Genomic DNA, 21,572 nt, shown 5'->3' with positions numbered 1-21,572 from the left:
TCTATAGTGTATTTAAAGAAGTAACATAAACTTCTTTATCTGTTCATTATATATAATAGGTGGTAGGTATACAAGATAAAAAACGTTTTATTTGGCTTTATTCAGGGAATGAGAAGGGTTCTTCTTTTCCTCTTCGCTTTCCTATGAAGGGTTTTGTTTTTTACGTTTTTAATACGTTTTATATTATGGTCCGTTTCGCCGCTTTTCTGCATTATAATGGTAAGGAGAAAGAGGTGTTATTTTGAAAGATTGCAAGGCTCATGTTCTTTTATTCGCATTGTTCTTTGTCCTTTTGGCGGTGTCTCGCCCGGCGGAGGCCGCCGCTTTAAAGGAGAAGGGGCGGGTGCAGGTTTCTCCCGGCGTGATTCGGCGGGAGGTGCAGGTGAAAGTCGGCGGAAGGAATCACGTGGTGGATGTGATTCAGGTGGATCTCAATAATCCCTATGCTTCTCTCGAGGTGATGGCCGGCGCAGGTACCTATACTCGGCGGGACACGGTGTCCAATATGGCCGATCGCACGGACGCTTACGCCGCCATTAACGGGGATTTCTTTAATATGTCGAAGCAGGGAGCGCCCTTCGGCCCGTCGGTGGTGGAAGGCAAACTTCAGTCTTCGCCTCTCGAGTCTATCGGGCTTTACGCTTTCGGCGTAGACGGCAACAGAAGGGCTCATATCGAATCCTTTACTTTTTCCGGCGGGGCCTACGCGAGCGACGGGGCCAGTTATCCCATTAGCGGCTTAAATAAGACGGATTATATTATTAATCACACGCAGGTGCCTTCTCATAAGGATTCGATCCAGCTTTATAATGATTTCTGGACGTCCCGCTCGAGAGGGCTTAGGGGCAGCGGCGAGGTTCTCGTGGCGGGCAACGGCAAGGTGGAAAAGATTTCGCTAAACGGCCCGCTCCCTATGGCCACGCCTAAAGGTAAGTTTATTTTGCAGGTAAACGGCCGGGCGAAGGATTTTATTCGGAAGCATGTGCGGGTCGGAAGTACTTTGAAATTGGATTACCGCATTGCGCCGGACAGAAATTGGCAGTTTTTAATCGGCGGCCACGCACTCCTCGTGGAAAACGGGCGTCCGAAGCTTTACACCATGGATGCCGATTCTATCGACGGCCGGCGGGCCCGAAGTGCCGCCGCTATTTCAAAGGACGGCAAGACGGTGTATCTTCTGGCGACGGAGGGGCGCAATCGCAAATCCGGCGGTATGCGTCTCGCCGAATGGGCGGCGGCGGTGTCGTCTTTCGGCGTGGACAAGGCGATTAATTTAGACGGCGGCGGGTCTACGACCATGGTGGCGAGAGGCCACGGGGATTTCAAGAATTCCGTAGTGGCTCATCCCGAGCGCCACGCGTCTCAGCGGCGGATCGTCAACGGCATCGGCGTTATGAATAAGGCGCCGCGCACGGCCGTGGCCGGCGGGGAAATCGACGGGCCCAAGTCTGTGGTTATCGGCGAGGTGGCCACCTACAAGCTGAAGAAGGCTTGGGATACTAATTACCATCCGGTGCAACCTTCTTCCGTGACCTATGGTTTAAGCGACACGGCTTTCGGCAATGACGCCTGGGTTTACAGTCGTTTCCTTTCCCCGAGTACGGGAAAAACCGATATTGTCTTGACCATGAGTAACGGCGCTAAGATCAAGCTTCCCGTTACGATTTCGAGCCCTGCGGCCATGAAGTCTTTGAATTTCGCCTCTACGCGAAACGGAAATCGCGTGTCGTTGGCGCCCAAGGGCCAAACGAAGGCCGGTCGTAACATCGCGCTGGATCCCAATCAAATGAATTGGAATGTGGTAAACGCCAAGGCCGCCATCAATACGGAGAGTTGGAAGAAGCCTACGGGAAGCGGGCTCTATCCTCCCGCCGCCGTGTTTACGCTCCGCCCCGAGGGCAAGGCTTATGTGGCCATCGAGGCGTCTTTCGGCACTCAACGGAGTTATTATCTGATGGACGCTCCCGGGTATCGGAAGCTCGCCATGACGGTGGGCAAAACCGATTACTCTATGGGCGGCAAGAAGATGACCATGGATACGCGGCCCACGATCGAAGGGGATCGCACCCTCGTGCCCCTTCGCTTCGTTATGGAAAGTTACGGCGCCGAGGTGGAATGGGATCGTGCTGAACGGGTCGCCACCGTCCATTACAAAGGGCGAACCTTGGAGCTACCTGTGGATCGCAAGGAGGCCCGCATCGACGGGAAGAACGTGCCTCTCGATGTGGGGGCCGCTATTCGCGACGACCGCACCATGATTCCCCTGCGTTTTGTGGTGGAAAATTTGGGGATGGAAGTTTATTACGGCAAGAGCGACCGCTCCATTTCCATTTATGAGAAAGAATAGAATGTAATGAGAAAATCCATTGGGGAGGAATCCTCAATGGATTTTTTTGTTCAGAGGAAATATCTTTTATATTTTGGGGAGTATTTCCGCATACCCCTTGCGGGCGGGCAGGCCCGCCCCTACGTGTGCGAAAGCTGAGATCGTGATTTGTAGGGGCGAGCTGAAGCCCTAGCCCGAAATCTTTGATTTCGTGGCAGGTCTCAATTCAATAATCTCCGAGAAGCCGAGCGTAGCGAAGGCTGATCGGTAAGATTAGACGGACGCTCGCCCGAAAGGCAGAGACGAAAATAAAAATCCAACTCAGAATATATCTCTCGCGACGCAGCCCAACAGGAATCAAACGGCGTAAGCCGTTTGGACATATAGAAAGCGTTAGGGTGGAATGGGAGGTGGTTTTAGGAGGAGGGAAAGAGGCCGAATCGCAACGGCCTATTCCCTCCTCCTAAAAAATCTTATGAATGAATGCTATACTTTTGGAAGAAAAATTAACCGTATAAGATGATCATCTTCCTCAAATAAAAAACTCGACATTTTTTCATGTCGAGTTTTTTATTTCCCCATTCATAAGGAGATCCTTTATAGAATATGCCGGGGAATGGTGGCGCTTCAGGGCGTGACCGACGCCTTAAAAGCCGCGGGCTTTCGCGCCGATGGCGACGCTATCCGCCAGTTTCATCTTATCAAGTGGGGTTCTCTTTTCGATAACAAATGGGTAACATTTCCATGGCGTTTTTATGACATTTTGCAGAATGTAGGGCAAGAAAAAAAGATCGCGATTTTTCGCGATCTTTTTTATCTTGTAGTCTACTGATTAGATAACACCTTGTGCCATCATAGCATCTGCTAAGCGTACGAAGCCGGCGATGTTTGCACCTGCAACGAGGTTGTAGCCGAGGCCGTATTCTTCAGCAGCTTCAACGGACATTTTGTAGATGTTGTCCATAATGGTGTGAAGTTGTTTATCAACTTCTTCAGCTTCCCAGCTTAGACGTAAGCTGTTTTGGCTCATTTCGAGGGAAGAACCTGCAACGCCACCTGCGTTAACAGCCTTGGAAGGAGCAACTACTTTTACGTTTTCGATGAGGTAGTTGAGTGCTTCGTTGGTTGTGGGCATGTTAGCTACTTCGATGTAGTATTCTAAGCCTTTTTCAACCATAGCTTTTGCTTCTTCCATGGTGATTTCGTTTTGGTAAGCAGCCGGCATAGCGATGTCGTATTCTGCGTTGATCCAGGGTTTTTCGCCGGGGAAGAAGTCTACGCCGAATTTGTCTGCGTAGTCTTGTACTTTGTCGCGGCCGGATGCGCGCATTTCGAGCATGTATGCAACTTTTTCTTCGGTGTTGATACCGTCTTTATCGTAGATGTATCCGTCGGGACCTGCGATAGTAACGACTTTACCGCCGAGTTGTTGAACTTTTTTGCAGATACCCCAAGCTACGTTACCGAAACCGGAAACGGCGATCTTCTTGTCTTTGATGTCTTCGCCGAAGTGATCGAGTACGTTTAAGAGGTAGTAAACTGCGCCGTAGCCTGTAGCTTCGGGACGAACGCGGGAACCGCCGTAGCTGAATCCTTTACCGGTGAAGGTACCGTTTTCGAATTTAGCTTTTAAGCGACGATATTGACCATACATGAAGCCGACTTCTCTTGCGCCAACGCCCATGTCACCTGCCGGTACGTCGGTGTCCGGTCCGATGTAGTGGTAAAGGGAGCTGATGAAGGATTGGCAGAAGCGCATGATTTCGTCATCGCTCTTTCCGCGGGGGTCGAAGTCACTACCACCCTTGCCGCCGCCGATGGGAAGGCCGGTCATGGAGTTCTTGAAGCATTGTTCGAAACCGAGGAATTTAACAACGGATTGGTTAACGGTGGGGTGGAAACGAATACCGCCCTTGTACGGTCCAAGCGCTCCGTTAAATTGTACACGGTAGCCGATGTTGGTGTGGTATTGGCCTTCGTCGTCTTGCCATACTACGCGGAAGCTGAAAAGACGATCCGGTTCAACCATGCGGCCTAAAAGGTCGACACGTTCATATTCGGGGTGTTGGTCGATAACCGGTTTTAAAGAACCTAATACTTCTTCAACGGTTTGGCAGAATTCAGGTTCGCTCGCGTGTCTTTCTTTAACACGTTCGATTACACTTTCAAGATAGCTCATACAATTTCCTCCTTAAAGAAAGTAAGTAGACTTTAAAGTCTTCGTATAAAGAGCAAAGGCTTTCCTATTCCTAAAATAAAAAATTTCTTTTTATCGCCACAGAACAGATCGGCCCTATCGCTCTAACGTGTTCATCATAACACATAGAAAACGAAATTTCCATGGGGTTTTTATTCTATATACATTTTCGGAGTGGGCTTGGCAAGCCATTTTTAGCCATTGTATGCAGTATTTGACAATATGAATCGTTTTCCTTTTTGTTTTTGTACATTCTTTTTGTTATTTGAAATGTACGGTGTAAAAAAGATTACTCCCCGAGCTTCATTAAGTTTCTATGGAGTTTTTGTGAAATCTTTTTCCGCTTTCTTCGGCTCGCCTTCTTAAAATTTTCGAGATTTTTTTATTCAACTCGTTTACACTTAATGTATGAAGAAAAGGAGTGAATTATATGTTAGCCCATCATATTATTATGGTTAAACCTTCCGCCTTCCGTTTTAATGCGGAGACGGCGAAGGACAATAAGTATCAAAGTGATCGAAAAGATTTCGACGACCCAGCCAAAGCTGCCGAGGAGGAATTCGATAATTTCGTAGCCGCTCTTCGGGAAGCCGGCGTCCACGTGGACGTAGTGGAGGATTTTTCCGACGATACGCCGGATTCTATTTTCCCGAACAATACCTTCGTCACTTTCCCCGGAAAGCTCTTCCTCTCGCCTATGTATAGCGACAATCGAAAAATGGAGTTTCCTAAATTGAAGCCTCAGTATGAAGCGCTCTTCGATTTTTCCCAATTGGATATAGTGGATTTTTCGAAGGAAGAGGCGGCTCTCGAAGGCACGGGTGCCATGGTCATCGACCGCTTTCATAATATCTGCTACGGCGCTCTTTCCAACCGCTGCGACGAGGAGCTTCTGAACCGCTTTTCGGAAGCTTACGATCTTGTTCCCGTTCCCTTTCGCGCCCGCCATCACGGCGCCACCGTCTACCACACCAATGTGATTATGACCGTGGCGGAGCATTTCGCCCTGATCGCCGAGGAACTTATTACGGAGGGCCGGGAGGATGTGATCCGCCGGCTGAAGGAATCGGGCAAGGAGATTATTCCCCTGACGGCCCAAGAGGTGGATCATTTCTGCGGCAATTGTTTGGAGCTTATGGGGAGCGAACACCTCCTCGTTATGAGCGAGGAGGCTTACGAACATCTGGCTCCCGAAAAAATAAAGATCCTCGAAAAGTATAATAAGATTTTGCACACGCCCCTCCCCGTCATCTCTACATTAGGCGGCGGCAGTGCCCGCTGTATGATCGCGGAAAATTTTATAGGGCAATAAAAAACGAGGCAGGTTTCGATCTGCCTCGCTTTTATTTATCTCATGCGATGTTTGTTCGTAATATAGTCTTTTTATCTCATGCGATGTTTGTTCGTAATATAGTCTTTTTATCTCATGCGATGTTTGTTCGTAATATAGTCTTTTACATTGATAACCTTGCCGTCGTCGAGATAGATGTAAAATTCCCAGCGACTTAAAAGGCCGATGCCCACGCCCATAAGGGACGCCAAGGGAGCGATCACTGTCCAGATGGCACCCAGGTTCATGGATACATTTAAGATGACTTCGTCGTTTTCGTCCATGACGATGAGTTTGGTGGCATTGCCTTTTTCCCAAATTTCTTTCACGGCGTCGATAATCTCTTCGCCGATGTTCGTAATGGAATCGGCGAAATCTTCCGCCTTGGTTTTTTTCGCATTTTTGAAGTCGAAGTCCGCTTTTTCTTCAAAGTTTTCTTCTTTCTTCTCTTCGCCCATAATCAGGCGAATGGCGCGATCCACATCACCGTCGGCGGCTAAAAGTGCGTCGCGCACCACCGTATAATCGGCGCCGGTGACGGAAATTACGTAATCAATTTTTTCCATGGTAATCATAATCTATTGCCTCCTCGTTTTATCTTCAATAACTTATTTGTATTGTACCCGATAAAAGGAGCGTCGGATCGGCAAAAGTCCAGACTTTTACCTTTCTTTACCATGCCTTTGATTTATTCATCAAATAGTTGGTGACACATTTTTTGTGCCGTGTGGGTTCCCGCCAATCCGCCGATGCCGGTTTCTCGCAGGGAAGCGGGCATGGCGTCGCCGACTTCTTTCATGGCCTGGCAGACTTCGTCGAAGGGGACGATGCTGAAGGTGCCCGCCATGGCAAGATCGGCGCTGATGCGCGCATTGGATACGCCCGATGCGTTCCTAAAGGTGCAGGGGTATTGTACGAGACCGCCCAGGGGATCGCAGACGAGGCCCAAAATGTTTACTATGGCGATGGAAGCGGCGTTTAGGCATTCCTCCACATCGCCGCCGTAAAGTTCCACGAGGGCCGCCGCCGCCATGGAGGAAGCCGCGCCGCATTCCGCCTGGCATCCTCCTTCGGCGCCGGCGAAGGTGCCGTAGCCACCGATAAACTGGCCGATGCCGATGGCGGTCAGGAGTCCTTTGACAAGGTCCTCGTCGCTGACGCCTAAATCTTCCTGTGCCGATACGAGAGCCGCCGGCACGATGCCGCAGCTGCCCGCCGTAGGTGCCGCCACGATGACGTCCATATTCGCATTGGACTCGAAGGTGGAGAAGGCGCGGGCCATGGCGCGAAGGGTCTTTTCGTCGGTGACGAATTTTTTCCCGCTCTTGGAATAGTCCCATGTCTTCTTGCCGAAGTCGTTGATGATGTTTTGTTTTAAGCCGGAACCTTCTTCCAAGGTACGGGAGGTGGATTCCTTCATAATGCCGAGCATATGGCTGAGCTCGGAAAGAATCTGCTCTTTCTTTTCCGGATCGCCCTTGGATTCTTCTTCCAATACATAATCGGAGATCTTCCAATTCTTTTCCCGGCAGATTTCCATAAGGGCCTGCGCTGTCTTTAGCATAATGCCTCCTGTTCTTCTTCGTCGAAGGTGCCGATGTATTTGGCAAATTCAAAGCGTCCGTCGCTTAAAATCGGCTCCAACGTCTTGTTATCCACGGCGTGGGTAATTTCCGTGACCAAGGTGACCGTGTCTTCGATTTTTTTCGTCACCATGGTTTCGATATTGTAGCCGTTAGCCGTTAAATTAGTGGATACCATGGCGATGACCCCTTTTTGCTCCTGATATTGTAAAATAAGGGTAGGGTATTCATTTTTAAATTCCACTTCGATATCGTTGATGGCGACGATTAAAATATTGCCGCCGCCGATAGAGGATCCCGTTACGGAAAGATGGCCCCCGTTATCGTAATAGAAAATAATTTCCACCGTATTGGGGTGGCGCTCATCTCCGAGATCCACCTCTTTAAAGCCGAAGTCGATGCCCCGCTCTTTGGCGATTTCAAAGCTGTGGCCCAGGCGGTTGTCGTCGGGCAGAATGCCGAGGACACCTGCCACGAGGGCGAGATCGGTGCCGTGGCCTCTGTAAGTGGAGGCGAAGGAACCGTGTAAGCGAAATACGACTTTATGGAAGGGATCCCCTTCGGAAATGGCGAGGGCGGCGTTGCCGATTTTACAGGCTCCCGCCGTATGGGAACTGGACGGGCCCACCATGACGGGGCCGATCACGTCGAATGCCTTGTATCTTTTCATTGTCTCCTCATTTCAATCCATGGATGTTTACTGCTACTTGCCTGTCTATTTTATCATAGTTTATTCATTATCTTCAGGAGGTTCTTATGGCCAAGCTCACCATTCAAAACGCACATATTCTGGACCCCATAAACGGTCTCGACGAAATTCAAACTGTAAGTTTCGATTACGACGGCGAGGGGAAAACCATCGACGGCGAAGGCTTTTATCTCTTCCCCTCTTTTGTAGACGTACACGTGCACTTTAGAGATCCGGGCTTTACCCACAAGGAATCTTTGGAGACGGGAAGCGCCGCCGCCCTTCACGGAGGTTTCGGCCACGTGGTGTGCATGGCCAATACGAAGCCCGTAATGGCGGGAGAGGAAATAAGCGCTTTTTACGAACGGGCTAAAGATCTTCCCATTCATGCCTACACGGTGAGCGCCCTGACGGAGGGCTTGAAGGGCGAGGTCCTCGTGGATATGGAAGACGCCGCTCGCCGAGGGGCCGTGGGCTTTTCCGACGACGGCCTGCCCCTCAAAAGTATAGCTCTTCTGGAAGAGGGGCTTCGCCGAGCCAAGGCCCTGGATCTCCCCGTCAGTTTACACGAGGAGGATCCGAACTACGTCCACAATCCCGGGGTGGACAGCCGCTACGGGGAGCCCTTCGGCTTAAAGGGCGCCGAGGCTATGGCGGAGTATTCCTTGGCGGCGCGGGATTTAGCCCTGGCCTTTTATTTGGGCGCGAAGCTGGATATTCAGCATATTTCCTGCGGCGTAACCGCAAGCCTCGTAGAAGCCTTCGCCAAATCCGGCGGAGACGTTCTCGGCGAACTTACGCCCCACCATATGACCATGACCGGCGAAGATGTGGCTATTCACGAAACCCTCGCGAAGATGAATCCGCCCCTCCGTACGGCAAAGGACCGGGACGAGCTTATAGAATTTGTGGGCAAGAATCACTTCGCCATCGCCACGGACCACGCGCCCCACAGGTCGGATGAAAAGGCGAAGAGCATGAAGGACGCCCCCTCGGGCATCGTAGGTCTTGAGACCGCCTTCCCCCTTCTCTATAGGGAACTCGTAAAAAAAGAAAAGTGCAGTTTAAAGGACTTGATCTACTCGCTTACAAAGATCCCGGCCGATTTTTATAAACTTCCCCACGAAGGTGTTAAGGGCGGCGACTTCGTACTCTTTAATCCGGCAGGTAAGACCGAAGTGGACGATGATTTCTTCCACGGCAAAAGCCGGAACTCTCCGCTGATCGGAGAAAACTTCGACGGTAAGATCGAGGGCGTGTTTATAAAGGGTACTTTTCACGAGTTTTAGATAGCCCCGATTTTCATATTTTGCTGCAACAAAAAACAAGCCCTCCTCGTGGGGCTTGTTTTTATATGCTCTTATTTTGCTTTGTATGCTTTTAAGCCTTCGTCTAAGATGTGCATTGCTTTGCGAATGGCATCGATATTGAGAACGTAAGCTAAGCGTACTTGGCTCTTGAAGTTTTCGCTGTGTTCGTAGAAACCTGCGGCAGGTGCCATCATTAAGGTTTCGCCGTCTACGTCGAATTCCTCCAGTAACCAGCGGCAGAAGTCTTCTGCGTCTTCTACGGGAAGGTCGGCTACGGTGTAGAATGCGCCGCCTGCCATATTGCATTTAACGCCTTCGATTTTGTTAAGTTCTTCTACGATAACGTCGCGACGTTCTTGGTAGATGTCCTTAATGCCTTCGAGATAGGAATCGTCCATTTCGTAAAGTGCTGCAGCACCGATCATGTCCACGGTAGGAACGGCAAGACGTGCAGTTGCAAGTTTGTTTGCAGCGGCGATGAAGTCTTTGTTCATGGATGCGAGGTTACCGATACGGGCGCCACATCCGCTGAAGCGTTTGGAAATGGAGTCTTGTAAGATCAGGCGATCTTGGATGCGTTCGATGGTACCGAAGCTGTGGAATTCTTTGCCGTCGAAGATGAATTCGCGATAAAGTTCTTCAGCGATGATCCAAAGATTGTGTTCGATTGCAATGTCGGCAATGAGTTCGATTTCTTCTTGTGTGTAAACGGCGCCTGTGGGGTTGCCGGGGTTTGCAAGAAGGATGGCTTTGGTTTTATCGGTAATCTTGGATTCGATGACTTCTCTTGAAGGGAGGTGGAAGTCGTCTTCTACGACCGTCGGGAAAGTGGTGACGGTTGTGGAAGTTTCGATAAAGTAAGAAAGATAGTTGGTGTAGTAGGGTTCGCAGGTAAGGATTTCATCGCCTACATCGGTAATGGCGAGCAGGGTGAAAAGAAGGGCTTCGGAGCCGCCTGCGGTTACGACGATGTCGTCAGCGGTCATGGGGATGTCACGACGTTGGTAGTATTTTGCCATGCCTTCGCGAAGTTCGGGAAGTCCCGGGGAGGGAGCATAGCTTAATACTTTCATATCGATTTTTTTAATGGCGTCGAAGAATTCTTGGGGCGTTTCAACGTCGGGTGCACCGATGTTTAAGTGGTATACTTTTTTGCCGGCTTCTTTCGCCTTGTTTGCATAGGGGGTAAGTTTACGAATCGCACTGTAGGGCATGGATTCGATACGGTTAGATAATTTCATTAAAATTCTCCTCTCTCTTTCTTAACTTTCATTACCATCATTATAGTGGATATAATTCGAATACTCAATACAATGGGCTGTATAGTTTCTTTTATAACGATGTATTTTCTATATTTTGTGAAATATGGGTCTTTTACCGAGTTTTTATTTAGCCCTTACACTCGGTCCGCTTCCCAGCGCAAGTCTTCTCCGATAAATTCCATGGGCACGAATTTATCGAAGACTCTCGAGAATATGCGGTCTCCGTAGACCGAGGATATTTCCCGCGGGCTCAGATTGGTGCTGATGATGGTCTTTTTGCCTTCAATAAGGCGGGTATTCAGAATATTAAAAAATTGCGCGTTGGTAAAGGCGTTCACCATTTCCGTGCCCAGATCGTCGATAATGAGGAGATCGGCTTTAAAGAGGCTGTCGTAAGCCATTTCCGCTTCCCGATCGCCGCTTTTGTTGAAGACTTTGTCTTCGCAGATGCGGATCATGCCGAAGGCGGTTTCGTAGACGACGGACACGCCCTTCGCCATGATTTCCGCCGCCACGGCGTGGGAGAGGAATGTCTTGCCGAGACCCGTGGCGCCGTAGAAGAGAAGGTTCATGTCGTTGGGCTCTTTAAAGGTATCCATAAAGGTTTCCACGCCCTCGAGAATCTCCTCCATGTTTTTCCGCGGGGAGATGTTTTTTTCCCCGTAGGGCATGTCGGAGAAAATATCCATGCGGAAGTTGCCGAAATTATTGGTCTCGATTTGCCGCTCGATATGGCTCCCCCTGTGGAGATAGGCGGTGAGCCGGCGCTCCAAACATTGGCAGCGGCTGCCGTCTTCCAAATAACCCTTGTCTTTGCAGTGGGGGCAGTTATAGATGGGGTCTAAGTAATCGGCGGGAAGGCCCGCTTTTAAAAGGAGGGAACGGCGAATGCCCTCCAATGTCTTCAGTTCTTTTTGGGCGGAGATCGCCACGTCTTCATCGCCGCTCAGGAGACCGGCCTTGGCGGCTTCGTAGCCCAGGGAGCGGATATTGTCTTCCACTTCCTCCAGACCGTCGACCATATGGTAGGCTTCTTTCCGCCTGTCCCCTTGCATGCGCTCGTTGTCTCGGCGGGTTTTTTCATATTCTCTGCGAATGTCGTCGAAGTAATGGGCCATTTACTTTCCCCGCCTTTCTTGAAACTGTTTCCATTTCCGCTCCGCCATTTTCGCCAAATCGTCGGATGTGTATTTGGAGGTGGCGGAGTTTTGAATGGGCTTTTGGGCGCTTCGAGGTGCCGGTTTTTCCCGCACATCTTTCGAAAGATCTTCTTTTTTAAGAATATCTTTCGCCTTCCAGGCGGCTAAGATGCTTTCAAAATAGCGCCAATTGGGCCTGGCGATGCCGCCTGTGCGCTTGGCCGCCTCTTCCATAAGCTCGAAGCTCATAATCTCCAGGTATTCTTCCACTATGTCCGATTCCTCGCGAATATAGGGCTTTCTCGAAAGACCCATAAGCTGTAGGAGATGACGGTAGCGGTAATAGCTCGCGTCGTGCTCCATGAAGTTTTTCTCGAGATCTTCCGGGGTGCGAATATTATCGTCCGCCCAATTTCGCACGATGCCCTCGATATAGGCTACGGAGCGCTTGTTTTTTTCTTCGGTGCCATAGCGGAAGGCCTCGAGAATCATGTCGATGGGCATATTGTAAACTTCTCGCCAGGAGGCGATGTCCAGTTTTTGCTGATAGGGAATTTGGCGGCGCATGTAGTATTCGCAGCGGGTAAACATATCCGCCACTTCTCTGTCTTCAAGGCGCTTTACGAAATCGCTCTTGGTCTTGTCCGGCGTGTAGATTTCCTTGGTATACAGTTCTTTCAGGCGCAAAAAGCGAATGCCGTAGCTTTCGCCTTCGTAGATTTTTTCTACGATGCCTTCCCCTTCCCAGTAATCCCAGGCGCGGGAAACGTCGCTTTCCAATAAATTAAGGCGAGAAGCGATGGTTTGATGATCGCCCTCGCCTCCATTGTGTGCCATTTGGATGCCCGTTAGATAGACTTTTACAAAATCGCCGTCGGCGCCGGGCATATAGTCGTTTAAAAAGATGTTTTCGATGGGCGTGTCGCCCAAGTCTAATTGCAACGGGTCGATTTTAAATTCCACGTCGCCACACCCCTTTCGTAAGTTCCATATGATCCACTAAGACGGCGCTGTAGCTCCGCCCTTTTCTGATTTTATCCTTATAGGGCATAAAGGCCCGCAAGCTCTTTTCGTCCTCGGGAAGATCCACGGGCCTGAAGATGGCCGTCGTCTTTTGAAAGCCCATTTTTTTATAGAGCTTAATCGCCCGTTCATTCCAGGGAAGGACCTCCAGGTATAGAGTCTCAAGCTTAAGTTCCTCAAAGCCCAGGCGGAGCAATTCCTCCATGGCCTCTTTGCCGTAGCCTTTTCCCATCTCCGCCCGATCGATAATAATGCCCACTTCCCCCTTGCGGGTAATGGGCGAAATATTTTTTAAACCGATGTAGCCGACGGCGCGGCTTTTTTCCATAATCGCGTAGTAAAGATCCCGCTTATCTTCGGTCTTCCACTGATACCATTCGCCAATTGTTTCCGCCGTTTCTTCGAAATTGTACATGGCGTAGAGGGGATCGGTGTGATCCTCCCAGTTCAAAAAATCTACGACATGACGTTCTTCTAAAGGTATGAGATTCACCTCATCGCCCCTCTCTTTTTACGATTGTACCACAAGAAAGGGCGGGAGATTAATCTCTGTACGGGCGCACGTGAAGGGATTGACCCACCACTTCTTTATTTTGCAGCTGCGTGATGGCGGCCTTCGCCATATCCTTGGGCACTTCGATGACCGTGTGGTGATCTCGAAGCAAAATATTACCTACGATATCCCGGCCCAAGTTGGTTTCATTGTTAAATACGGCAAGGACCACTTTCGGATTGACGCCGTCTTTTCGTCCCACATTCCAGTAAAGCTTGGCTTGATTGGAAAAGCGCTTTTTGCCGCCTTTCTTCTTGCCCTTTCCCCCTTTTCGGTTATCCTTGCGATTATCTTTTCTAAGACCTCGAGCGCGGAATTTCTTGCCGTAGTCCACCTGCTCTAAGGCGTCGTGTTTACGATTTTGTTGGCTTTCGTCTAAGAGTTTCATAAGAGAAGCCGCCACCTCCACAGCGCCGTACTCAAGACGCAATAAAGATTCCACCATAGCCTTGTACTCGCTTAAATCTCCCGGATTTTTCAATGCTTCAATGACCCGCTCTTCAAAATTTTCCCTATAGTTATCGTCCATCTGCTCGATGGTGGGAAGTTCCATATAGTGAAGATCGGCCTTAGTGTAGCGGACGATGTCTTCTAGTTTATAAATATCCCGTCCCACGATAAAGGAGAAAGAAAGGCCCTTTCTGCCGGCGCGGGCCGTTCTGCCGATGCGGTGGACGTAATATTCCTCGTCTTGGGGAAGATCGTAGTTTACCACCATGTCCACATTGCCTACATCGATTCCCCGCGCCGCCACGTCCGTGGCCACGAGGATGTCGATAGAGGAATTTCTGAAGCGCTTCATTACCGAATCCCGTTGATTTTGCTTTAAATCGCCGTGGAGACCGTCCACGGAGTATCCTCTGCTCGCCATATCGGCGACGAGAGCGTCTACCCGCTTTTTCGTGTTGCAGAACACGATGGCGAGGGTAGGATCGTAAATATCCACGAGGCGACTTAGGATTTCAGGCTTCATAGACGCTTTCATTTCCAAGTAATATTGCTTGATGTTTTCTACTGTGAGCTGTTTATGTTTGATACGGATAATTTCCGGATCCGATTGGAAGCGGGCGGAGAAGTCCATAATTTCCTTCTCCATAGTGGCGGAGAAGAAACAGGTTTGGCGGGTTTTAGGCGTCTGATCTAAAATGGTCTGCATGTCGTCACGAAAACCCATGGCGAACATTTCGTCCGCTTCGTCTAAGATGGCTATGGCGAGATCGTCGAATTTCAGCGTTTTTCTGCGCATATGGTCCATAACACGACCCGGTGTCCCCACGACGATCTGCACGCCCCCTTTTAGGGAGCGGATTTGCCGTTCGATGCTTGTGCCGCCGTAGATTGGAAGGATCTTAATGCCTTTTTTATAGGCGCCCAGTTTCCCCAGTTCCTCGGCCACTTGCAGGCAAAGTTCCCGCGTGGGGCAGAGCACGAGACCCTGCACCTTTTTTTCCTTCGTCACCGTCTCCAGCATGGGAATGCCGTAGGCGGCGGTTTTCCCCGTGCCCGTTTGAGCCTGGGCGATCACATCGCGGCCGGCGAGCATAGGCTCCATGCTTTGAGCCTGAATGGGCGAGGCCTCTTCAAAGCCCATGGCTTCCACGCCCTTTAAAAGTTGCGGCGACAAATTAAATTCATTAAATTTCAAACGTTCCTCCTAGTTTGCTTAAAAGTATCATAAAAAAAGCAGTCCCGAGGACTACTTCGCTGGTCGATAATCTTTGTTCTTCTTCCATTATCGAGGAAAATCTATGAAAGTGCAAGAGAAACAAAATGTAAGAAACGGCAAACTCCCCGTGAAGATGTGGTAAATATAAGCTATACCCTCCGATTTTAAGGCGAAGAAAATGAAGGCTGTGTTACAATTAGAGTAGAATAGAGTCGATTAAAAGACTCGAGAGAGGAGCTTTGCGTTGAAAGACGACGGATTAAAAGAAAAATTAGACCGCGCCCTACAGGACGATAATTTTAAGGATGTGTCCGATGTTATCGAAAAGAGCGTGGAAAATGCTATTTACTATACAAAAACCGGCGCCGGCGCCGTGATGAGGGGTTTTCGCCGGGGAATGAACAAGGAAGAAGAAGCGCTGAAGGTGAGTCGGGATCCGTCCAAGGTGTCCCAAAAAGCCAGGACGCCCGGGGCGTGGTTTTGGCTGCGCAATACGGCGGCACTGGGTGCGGCAGGATCTCTTTTTATTACGCTAATTGCTCTTATAGAATGGATACGATTTTTCGATGGAGTTTATTTCCTCGCCGCCCTTTTCATCCTTATCGCCACGATAGTCTTCGGACTGGCCACTTTATACACCCATCAACAAATGATTCTCGCAAGGGATTTTTTCCGCATTCGCAGAGAGATCGGCGACAATCCCATCTTAGCCACCGACGATATTTCCACCGCCCTCAACAAGCCGAAGAGCGAGGTGGTAAAGGAATTAAACGCCATGATCAAAAAAGATCTCTTTCCCCAAGGGCGAGTCGTGGAAAACGGGGAGCTCCTCTTGTTGGACCGGCCCTCATACGATGCCTATAAGGCGCACTATCAAGGCCATTCCGTGTATGTGGAGGAGACGCCCCGCCCTATCGAGAAGGAAGAAGAGCGGGAGGCCATCGAAGACGACCGGGCCAAGGCCCTTACGGATTACGGCGACAAACTCTCGGAGTATAAATCCGCTACGACATCCACCGAACTGAAGGCGCGCATCGAGCGGCTGGAGAAGCTCCTCGCCTCTATCGACCACGCCGTGGAGGGGGATCCCCGCCGGGTGGAAGAGCTCAATAAGTTTACCGATTACTACGCCCCCACTACCATGAAGCTTATTCACCGCTACATCCAGTTCGAATCTTCCTCGGTGATAACGGATTCCATTCGCTCCACTATGAGCGACATATTGCACTCTCTGGACACGGTAACCGCCGCCTACGAAAAGCTTTTGGATACCCTCTATAAAGACGATCTCCTGGAACTGAAGGCGGAAATGAATGTGATGCAGACGGTAATGAAACAAGACGGCTTATTCGATCAGGATCTTAAAGGAGAATCTTAATGAGCGACGAAATAAAATTAACATTAGACGGCTTAGACGATACGCCTCACGAAGAGGAAAGTATTCTATTGGAAGAAAAAGCTCCGAAAAAAGAGATTCAGCTGACAGAAGCGGAACAGCGCCAGGTGGATGAATTCGCCAAGACCATCGACCTTACCAATTCCTCGGTGGTGCTTCAATACGGCGTGGGCGCCCAAAAGAAAATCTCCACCTTCTCCGAAAAGACACTGGAATCCGTACGTACGAAAGATCTCGGCGAGGTGGGAGGTCTCCTCTCCGGCGTAGTGACGGAGCTTAAGAGCTTTGAAAACGAGGACGAAAAGGGTATTAAGGGGCTCTTTAAACGCTCCGCCAATAAAATTACCGCCATGAAGGTAAAATACGACAAGGCGGAAAAAAACGTAGATGAAATCGCCCGAGCCCTTGAAAATCATCAGATCACACTGATGAAAGATATTTCCATGTTGGATCAAATGTACGAGTTAAACGAGAAGTATTTCAAGGAACTCACCATGTATATTATGGCGGGCAATCAAAAGCTCGAGGAAGTGCGCACCAAGGAGCTCCCCGCCCTGATGGCGAATACGGAGCCCGGGAGCATCGAGGCGCAAAAGGTGAACGATCTTCAGAACATGGCCAATCGCTTTGAAAAGAAGATCCACGATTTGGAGCTGACTCGCATGGTGAGCCTTCAAATGGCGCCTCAAATTCGCATGGTGCAGGCGTCCAACACGGTGATGGCGGAAAAGATTCAATCCACCATCGTGAATACCATTCCCATTTGGAAGAATCAAATGGTCCTCGCCTTAGGCGTGCACCATTCGGAACAGGCCGCCGAGGCGCAAAAAATGGTGTCCGATCTTACCAATGAGTTGTTAAAGAAAAATGCCGACACCCTCCGCCAAAGCACGGTAAATGTGGCGAAGGAAAGCGAGCGGGGCATCGTGGATGTGGATACCATTCGCCACACCAACGAGCAACTGATCGCCGCCTTAGACGAAGTGCGCCACATTCAAATGGAAGGCCACGACAATCGGGAAAAGGCGAAGCGGGAACTGGAAATTCTGGAGCAGGATTTAAAGACCCGTCTTCTCGCCCGTCAAAACGAAGAGAGATAAAGAGCAGGAAAACCTGCTCTTTTTTCTTGCAATAAAAATCCTCGAGGGATTGTCCTCGAGGAGATGGGGCTATGCCGTTTCTTTTTTTTGTAATTCTTCCGCCACCAAACTTTTTTCACCGTGGCTCTTGATCGGGTCGAAAGTTAAGCGGGCGATGTTAAAGGCGTGGTCACCGATACGCTCCAGCGTACCTAAAATGTCGACATACAAGGATGTGGTGACGGTGGCCTCTTCGTGCTCGGATGTCATCCGTCTGAAGTGAGATGCACGAAGTTGGTATTCCATGTAGTTTAAGTTGTTCTCGTCTTCTTTCATCATTTCGTAGAGATGGTGGTCGCCGCCGTCGAATACGGCCACGCCGTTTGAGAACATGTGGAGCAGAAGTTCGTACATGGCCATTAAATCCGCCATGGCCTCTTCGTCAAATTCCTCTCTGGAATCGTAGATCATTTCGTAATATTCCACCAGGTTTTGCACCAGGTCGCCGATACGTTCGAAATTCTTTTGCACCTGCAGATTGGAAGAATATTCGTCCGCCAGTTCTTCCGTTAAGGACTGTTTGGAGATTTTCAGCAAATAGTCCTCGATTTTCGTATCCAGTGCGTTGATCATATCTTCCAACTGATTGACTTCGTGGAAGTATTTTTTATCCTTGGTGGTGAGATAGTGTTTGGAATCTTCCATAGCCTCCAAGACGATTTCCGCCACTTGTAACATGGCGGCCTTGGCTTGGCTTAAAGCGGCAGCCGGCAAAGCTTCCACGAGGGTTTCGTCTAATTGGATTTTGCCCAGTTGCAGGGAAAGGTCTTCTCTGCCCGGCATGATTTTTTCCAGTATCTTTACACATTGGGGAATGATCGGTAAGAAGATCAGCATACCCGCCATGTTAAAGGTAAAGTGGGCCAGAGCGATGGTCATCATCTTGTTCATGTGGAGAAGCCCGGCCAATTTCAGGATGAGGTTTGAATAGGGGCCGATAATCAATAGGAAGAAGACGGACACTATTACATTAAAGAGGAAGTGGAACAGGCAGGTTCTTCTCGCCGCCAAGCTTCCTCCGACGGCCGCCAGGGCCGCCGTAATGGTTGTACCGATATTGGCGCCGAAGACAAGGCCCAGGGCCGCCACAAAGGTAATGGAGTCGGTATTGTACAGAGATTGGACGATCCCGACGATGGCCGATGAAGATTGGATCACGGCGGTTAAAACGGCGCCGGCCAATGCGGCCAGTGCCGGTTGAGAGCTCATGCGCACGACGAGGGTTTCAAATCCGGGAATGGATTGTAAATCTTTTAAGGCATCTCCCATGGTGTTTAAGCCTATAAAGAGAAGCCCGAAGCCGATAATTATTTCGCCGAGGTAGATGGTCTTCTTTCTCGAGGCCATAAGTACTAAAAACACGCCGACGAGTAAGATAAAGTAGGCGTAATAATCCAGCTCAAAACCGATTAAGATCGAGGTAACCGTGGTCCCGATATTCGCCCCTAAAATAATGGCGATGGCTTGGGCAAGACCCATTAAGCCGGAGCGCACGAGGGATATGGCGATGACCGTAGCCGCAGATGAGGACTGAATGACCCCCGTCATAAGGATGCCGACGATGATGGCCATAATCGGATTGGACGTATATTTTTCAATATAGTCCCGGATCTTGGTGCCGGCAAACTTGGTTAAGCTGTCGCCCATGATCTTGACGCCGAATAGGAACAGCCCCAATCCGCCGGCGATAAAGTGCCAGTTGATTTGAGACCAGGAACTAACGTCTGCCATAACATCTCCTTCCAAAGATTAGAATTCGTTCATACGGTTCCATTATATCAAAAAGAAAAGATTGAGTAAGGTTTATGTTAGTTAATTTAAAAACTTAAGAATAGAAAAAACCTCTGCCCATGCAGAGGTCTTTGTTTTATTTCCAATAATCCAATTTGCTGTCGTCGATACCCACATTTCTGGCGATAAAGTGGGGATTTTTTCCTTCATGGATTTGTTCTTTGTAATCTTTCAGTGCCGCCAAGGCTTGATTGGCGAGAAGCAGAATGGCCGGAATGTTTACAAGTACCATAAGAGCCATTAAGAAGTCGGCGATATTCCATGCCGCTTCCATTTTAATGCTGGAGCCCACGAAGATTAAGAGGATCGCCACGATGCGGTAGCAGATCATAAAACCTTTCGACGGTGTTTTCTTGTGGAGATAGGTGAGGCAGTTGTCTACGTAGTAGAGATTGCCCAGAAGGGTTGTAAAGGCGAAGAGGGTAAGGGACAGGGTAATAAAGATATAGCCGCCGTGTCCGAATACGGTCGCCAAAGATTCCTGTACATAAGCAGCTCCCGCCAATTCTTCAGTCGCTTCAATGCCCGATGCCATGGACATAAAGGCCGTGGCCGAGCAGATGACGAGCGTATCTAAGAAGACGGAAAACATTTGAACGAGACCTTGTTTTACCGGGTGGGACACATCCGCCGATGCTGCGGCATTCGGTGCCGAACCCATACCGGCTTCGTTGGAGTAGAGGCCGCGCTTGACGCCGTGCACAAGGGCGGAACCTGCCAGGCCGCCGAAGATGGCTCTGAAGTTGAAGGCGTCGTTGAAGATGTTTTTAAATACGGTGGGCATGTAGCCGATGTTTTTGAAGATCATAAACAAACTCATGGCGACGAAGATAATGCCCATGATGGGAACCAATGTGGAGGTCGCCTTGATAATGCGCTTGCCGCCGCCCAGGATACAGTATCCCGCGACGATGGCGAGCAATGCGCCGATGATCCAGCTGGTCTTGCCTTCGGTAAAGAAATCGTATACGCGGAAGGAGTCGGTCATATTGAAGGATGCGAGCATATTGAAGCCCACAGCGTAAGTGAGAATCAAGAAGATAGCGAAAATAACGCCGACGGTTCTGGAACCCAGTGCGTTTTCGATATAGTAGCTCGGGCCGCCGTAGCTCGTTCCGTTCTCTCCGCGTTTTTTATAAATTTGGGCGAGAGTGGATTCGATAAAGGCCGATGCCCCGCCGATAATGGCCGTAATCCACATCCAGAAAATAGCGCCGTAGCCGCCTATGCAAATGGCCTGTGCCACACCGACGATATTGCCCGTGCCGACGCGAGACGCGGTAGAAACCATAAGCGCCTGGAAGGAAGAGACTTCTCCTTCGTGGGGTTTTTCCCGCAACACGCGAAGGGATTCTCCGAACATGGAAATTTGTAAGAAGCCCGTGCGAACCGTAAAATAAAGGCCCGCGCCTAATAGGACAATTATTAGAATAGGGTAGTAAAGATACCCGTTGATGGTCAATAAAAGTTCCATAGTCACCTCGTTTTAATAATTTATTTTAGTATTGCGTTTTTTGCATAGAACTATCTTAACACAAAAAACTACAATGTAAAAGAAGATTTTGCAATACCACAAACGAGGCCGCCGAGCTCGCCCTTTCTAAAAGATTCCTCTTCTTCGGTTTGAACGAGTTTTATTTTTTTATCAATCGATTAATTTATCTTCGATCTTCGGGAAATAGGTTCTGATCCGCTTCGCCATGGGCGGGGCGAATTCTCCTCCGGCGAGCATATTTTCCAGCTCTTTTTTGCCGACGAATTGATAATCTTCCACTTCGCTCGCCTGCATGGTAATGGAATCCACTTCTTTTTCAAGGAGAAAGATCTTGGAAAATTTCCCCTCTTCTTTTAGCGTGCCCAAGAGTTCCACGTCATTTTTCGTCACGTGAATCCCCACTTCTTCCGAAAGTTCCCGTAGGGCGCCTTCCAGTGGCGTCTCTTCCCCGACGACACTTCCCATGGTAAATTCCCATTGATGCTCGAAGGTTTTTCCCGCGGCTCGCTTTGTAATTAAAAGTTTCCCGCGGCTCAAAACCATTACCCCGGCCACCACATAGTATTCCTCCGGCCCCAATGTTTCCGAGCGCTCTTTCATATAGCCCTGAAAATTAAAACCTTCGTCGTAAATTCGTCGCATTTCACCCATCATATCCTCCTTATAAAAAAGAG

The 21,572-nt window shown here is 49.5% G+C and carries 17 protein-coding genes; 5 read left to right on the top strand and 12 right to left on the bottom strand.

Features of this window, described 5'->3' with window-relative positions:
• Positions 1-241 precede the first annotated feature (241 nt).
• Positions 242-2,347, top strand: coding sequence for a stalk domain-containing protein (locus tag PEPTYR26121_RS04340; RefSeq protein WP_180499598.1), 2,106 nt, complete (start codon positions 242-244; stop codon positions 2,345-2,347).
• 811 nt (positions 2,348-3,158) lie between these two features.
• On the opposite strand, the gene gdhA is transcribed toward PEPTYR26121_RS04340, so the two are convergent.
• The gene (gene gdhA, locus PEPTYR26121_RS04335; RefSeq protein ID WP_180499595.1) at positions 3,159-4,505 is read right to left on the bottom strand and encodes an NADP-specific glutamate dehydrogenase; all 1,347 of its coding nucleotides are present in this window, start codon (positions 4,503-4,505) and stop codon (positions 3,159-3,161) included.
• Between the two features lie 448 nt (positions 4,506-4,953).
• Between gdhA and PEPTYR26121_RS04330 the strand changes: the two genes are divergently transcribed.
• Positions 4,954-5,835 (top strand): arginine deiminase-related protein, encoded by an 882-nt coding sequence (locus tag PEPTYR26121_RS04330; RefSeq protein ID WP_180499593.1) that lies wholly within the window; start codon positions 4,954-4,956, stop codon positions 5,833-5,835.
• Positions 5,836-5,942: 107 nt separating this feature from the next.
• On the opposite strand, the gene PEPTYR26121_RS04325 is transcribed toward PEPTYR26121_RS04330, so the two are convergent.
• The 3 genes from PEPTYR26121_RS04325 to sdaAB form a co-directional block, all read right to left on the bottom strand.
• Positions 5,943-6,428 carry a DUF4342 domain-containing protein gene (locus PEPTYR26121_RS04325; RefSeq protein WP_180499591.1) on the bottom strand — a complete coding sequence of 162 codons (486 nt, stop codon included), beginning with the start codon at positions 6,426-6,428 and terminating at the stop codon, positions 5,943-5,945.
• A 113-nt stretch (positions 6,429-6,541) separates the two neighbouring features.
• Positions 6,542-7,417: an L-serine ammonia-lyase, iron-sulfur-dependent, subunit alpha gene (gene sdaAA / locus PEPTYR26121_RS04320; RefSeq protein WP_180499589.1), complete on the bottom strand. Its 876-nt coding sequence runs from the start codon at positions 7,415-7,417 to the stop codon at positions 6,542-6,544.
• Positions 7,411-8,106 (bottom strand): L-serine ammonia-lyase, iron-sulfur-dependent subunit beta, encoded by a 696-nt coding sequence (sdaAB, locus tag PEPTYR26121_RS04315; RefSeq protein WP_180499587.1) that lies wholly within the window; start codon positions 8,104-8,106, stop codon positions 7,411-7,413. The genes sdaAA and sdaAB overlap by 7 nt, the downstream gene beginning before the upstream one ends.
• An 86-nt stretch (positions 8,107-8,192) precedes the next feature.
• On the opposite strand from sdaAB, the gene PEPTYR26121_RS04310 reads away from it, so the two are divergent.
• Positions 8,193-9,413: a dihydroorotase gene (locus tag PEPTYR26121_RS04310; RefSeq protein ID WP_180499585.1), complete on the top strand. Its 1,221-nt coding sequence runs from the start codon at positions 8,193-8,195 to the stop codon at positions 9,411-9,413.
• A 71-nt stretch (positions 9,414-9,484) separates the two neighbouring features.
• Here the strand turns inward: PEPTYR26121_RS04310 and PEPTYR26121_RS04305 are convergent, their stop codons facing one another.
• From PEPTYR26121_RS04305 to PEPTYR26121_RS04285, 5 genes are all read right to left on the bottom strand, one after another.
• Positions 9,485-10,675 (bottom strand): pyridoxal phosphate-dependent aminotransferase, encoded by a 1,191-nt coding sequence (locus PEPTYR26121_RS04305; RefSeq protein WP_180499584.1) that lies wholly within the window; start codon positions 10,673-10,675, stop codon positions 9,485-9,487.
• Between the two features lie 155 nt (positions 10,676-10,830).
• Complete coding sequence (locus PEPTYR26121_RS04300) at positions 10,831-11,814, bottom strand: ATP-binding protein (protein WP_180499582.1); 984 nt, start codon at positions 11,812-11,814, stop codon at positions 10,831-10,833.
• Positions 11,815-12,798: a DnaD domain-containing protein gene (locus PEPTYR26121_RS04295; protein WP_180499580.1), complete on the bottom strand. Its 984-nt coding sequence runs from the start codon at positions 12,796-12,798 to the stop codon at positions 11,815-11,817. It lies immediately after the preceding gene.
• Positions 12,788-13,351 (bottom strand): GNAT family N-acetyltransferase, encoded by a 564-nt coding sequence (locus PEPTYR26121_RS04290; RefSeq protein WP_180499578.1) that lies wholly within the window; start codon positions 13,349-13,351, stop codon positions 12,788-12,790. The genes PEPTYR26121_RS04295 and PEPTYR26121_RS04290 overlap by 11 nt, the downstream gene beginning before the upstream one ends.
• A 49-nt stretch (positions 13,352-13,400) precedes the next feature.
• Positions 13,401-15,056: a DEAD/DEAH box helicase gene (locus tag PEPTYR26121_RS04285; protein ID WP_246285893.1), complete on the bottom strand. Its 1,656-nt coding sequence runs from the start codon at positions 15,054-15,056 to the stop codon at positions 13,401-13,403.
• Positions 15,057-15,321: 265 nt separating this feature from the next.
• Between PEPTYR26121_RS04285 and PEPTYR26121_RS04280 the strand changes: the two genes are divergently transcribed.
• Positions 15,322-16,455 carry a 5-bromo-4-chloroindolyl phosphate hydrolysis family protein gene (locus tag PEPTYR26121_RS04280; protein ID WP_180499576.1) on the top strand — a complete coding sequence of 378 codons (1,134 nt, stop codon included), beginning with the start codon at positions 15,322-15,324 and terminating at the stop codon, positions 16,453-16,455.
• Complete coding sequence (locus PEPTYR26121_RS04275) at positions 16,455-17,573, top strand: toxic anion resistance protein (RefSeq protein ID WP_180499574.1); 1,119 nt, start codon at positions 16,455-16,457, stop codon at positions 17,571-17,573. Before PEPTYR26121_RS04280 ends, PEPTYR26121_RS04275 begins: the two co-directional genes overlap by 1 nt.
• A gap of 69 nt (positions 17,574-17,642) precedes the next feature.
• Here PEPTYR26121_RS04275 and PEPTYR26121_RS04270 read toward each other — a convergent pair whose 3' ends face one another.
• The 3 genes from PEPTYR26121_RS04270 to PEPTYR26121_RS04260 form a co-directional block, all read right to left on the bottom strand.
• Entirely contained in the window at positions 17,643-19,343 is a 1,701-nt protein-coding gene (locus tag PEPTYR26121_RS04270) for a Na/Pi cotransporter family protein (protein ID WP_180499572.1), read from the bottom strand.
• Between the two features lie 136 nt (positions 19,344-19,479).
• Positions 19,480-20,877, bottom strand: coding sequence for an alanine/glycine:cation symporter family protein (locus PEPTYR26121_RS04265; RefSeq protein WP_180499570.1), 1,398 nt, complete (start codon positions 20,875-20,877; stop codon positions 19,480-19,482).
• A 171-nt stretch (positions 20,878-21,048) separates the two neighbouring features.
• On the bottom strand, positions 21,049-21,549 hold the full coding sequence (locus PEPTYR26121_RS04260) for an NUDIX domain-containing protein (RefSeq protein ID WP_180499568.1): 501 nt from the start codon (positions 21,547-21,549) through the stop codon (positions 21,049-21,051).
• Positions 21,550-21,572: the final 23 nt, after the last annotated feature.

The sequence above is a fragment of the Aedoeadaptatus nemausensis genome (assembly GCF_903819165.1).
Taxonomy (GTDB): domain Bacteria; phylum Bacillota; class Clostridia; order Tissierellales; family Peptoniphilaceae; genus Aedoeadaptatus; species Aedoeadaptatus nemausensis.
This window is presented reverse-complemented; position numbering and strand designations above follow the sequence as displayed.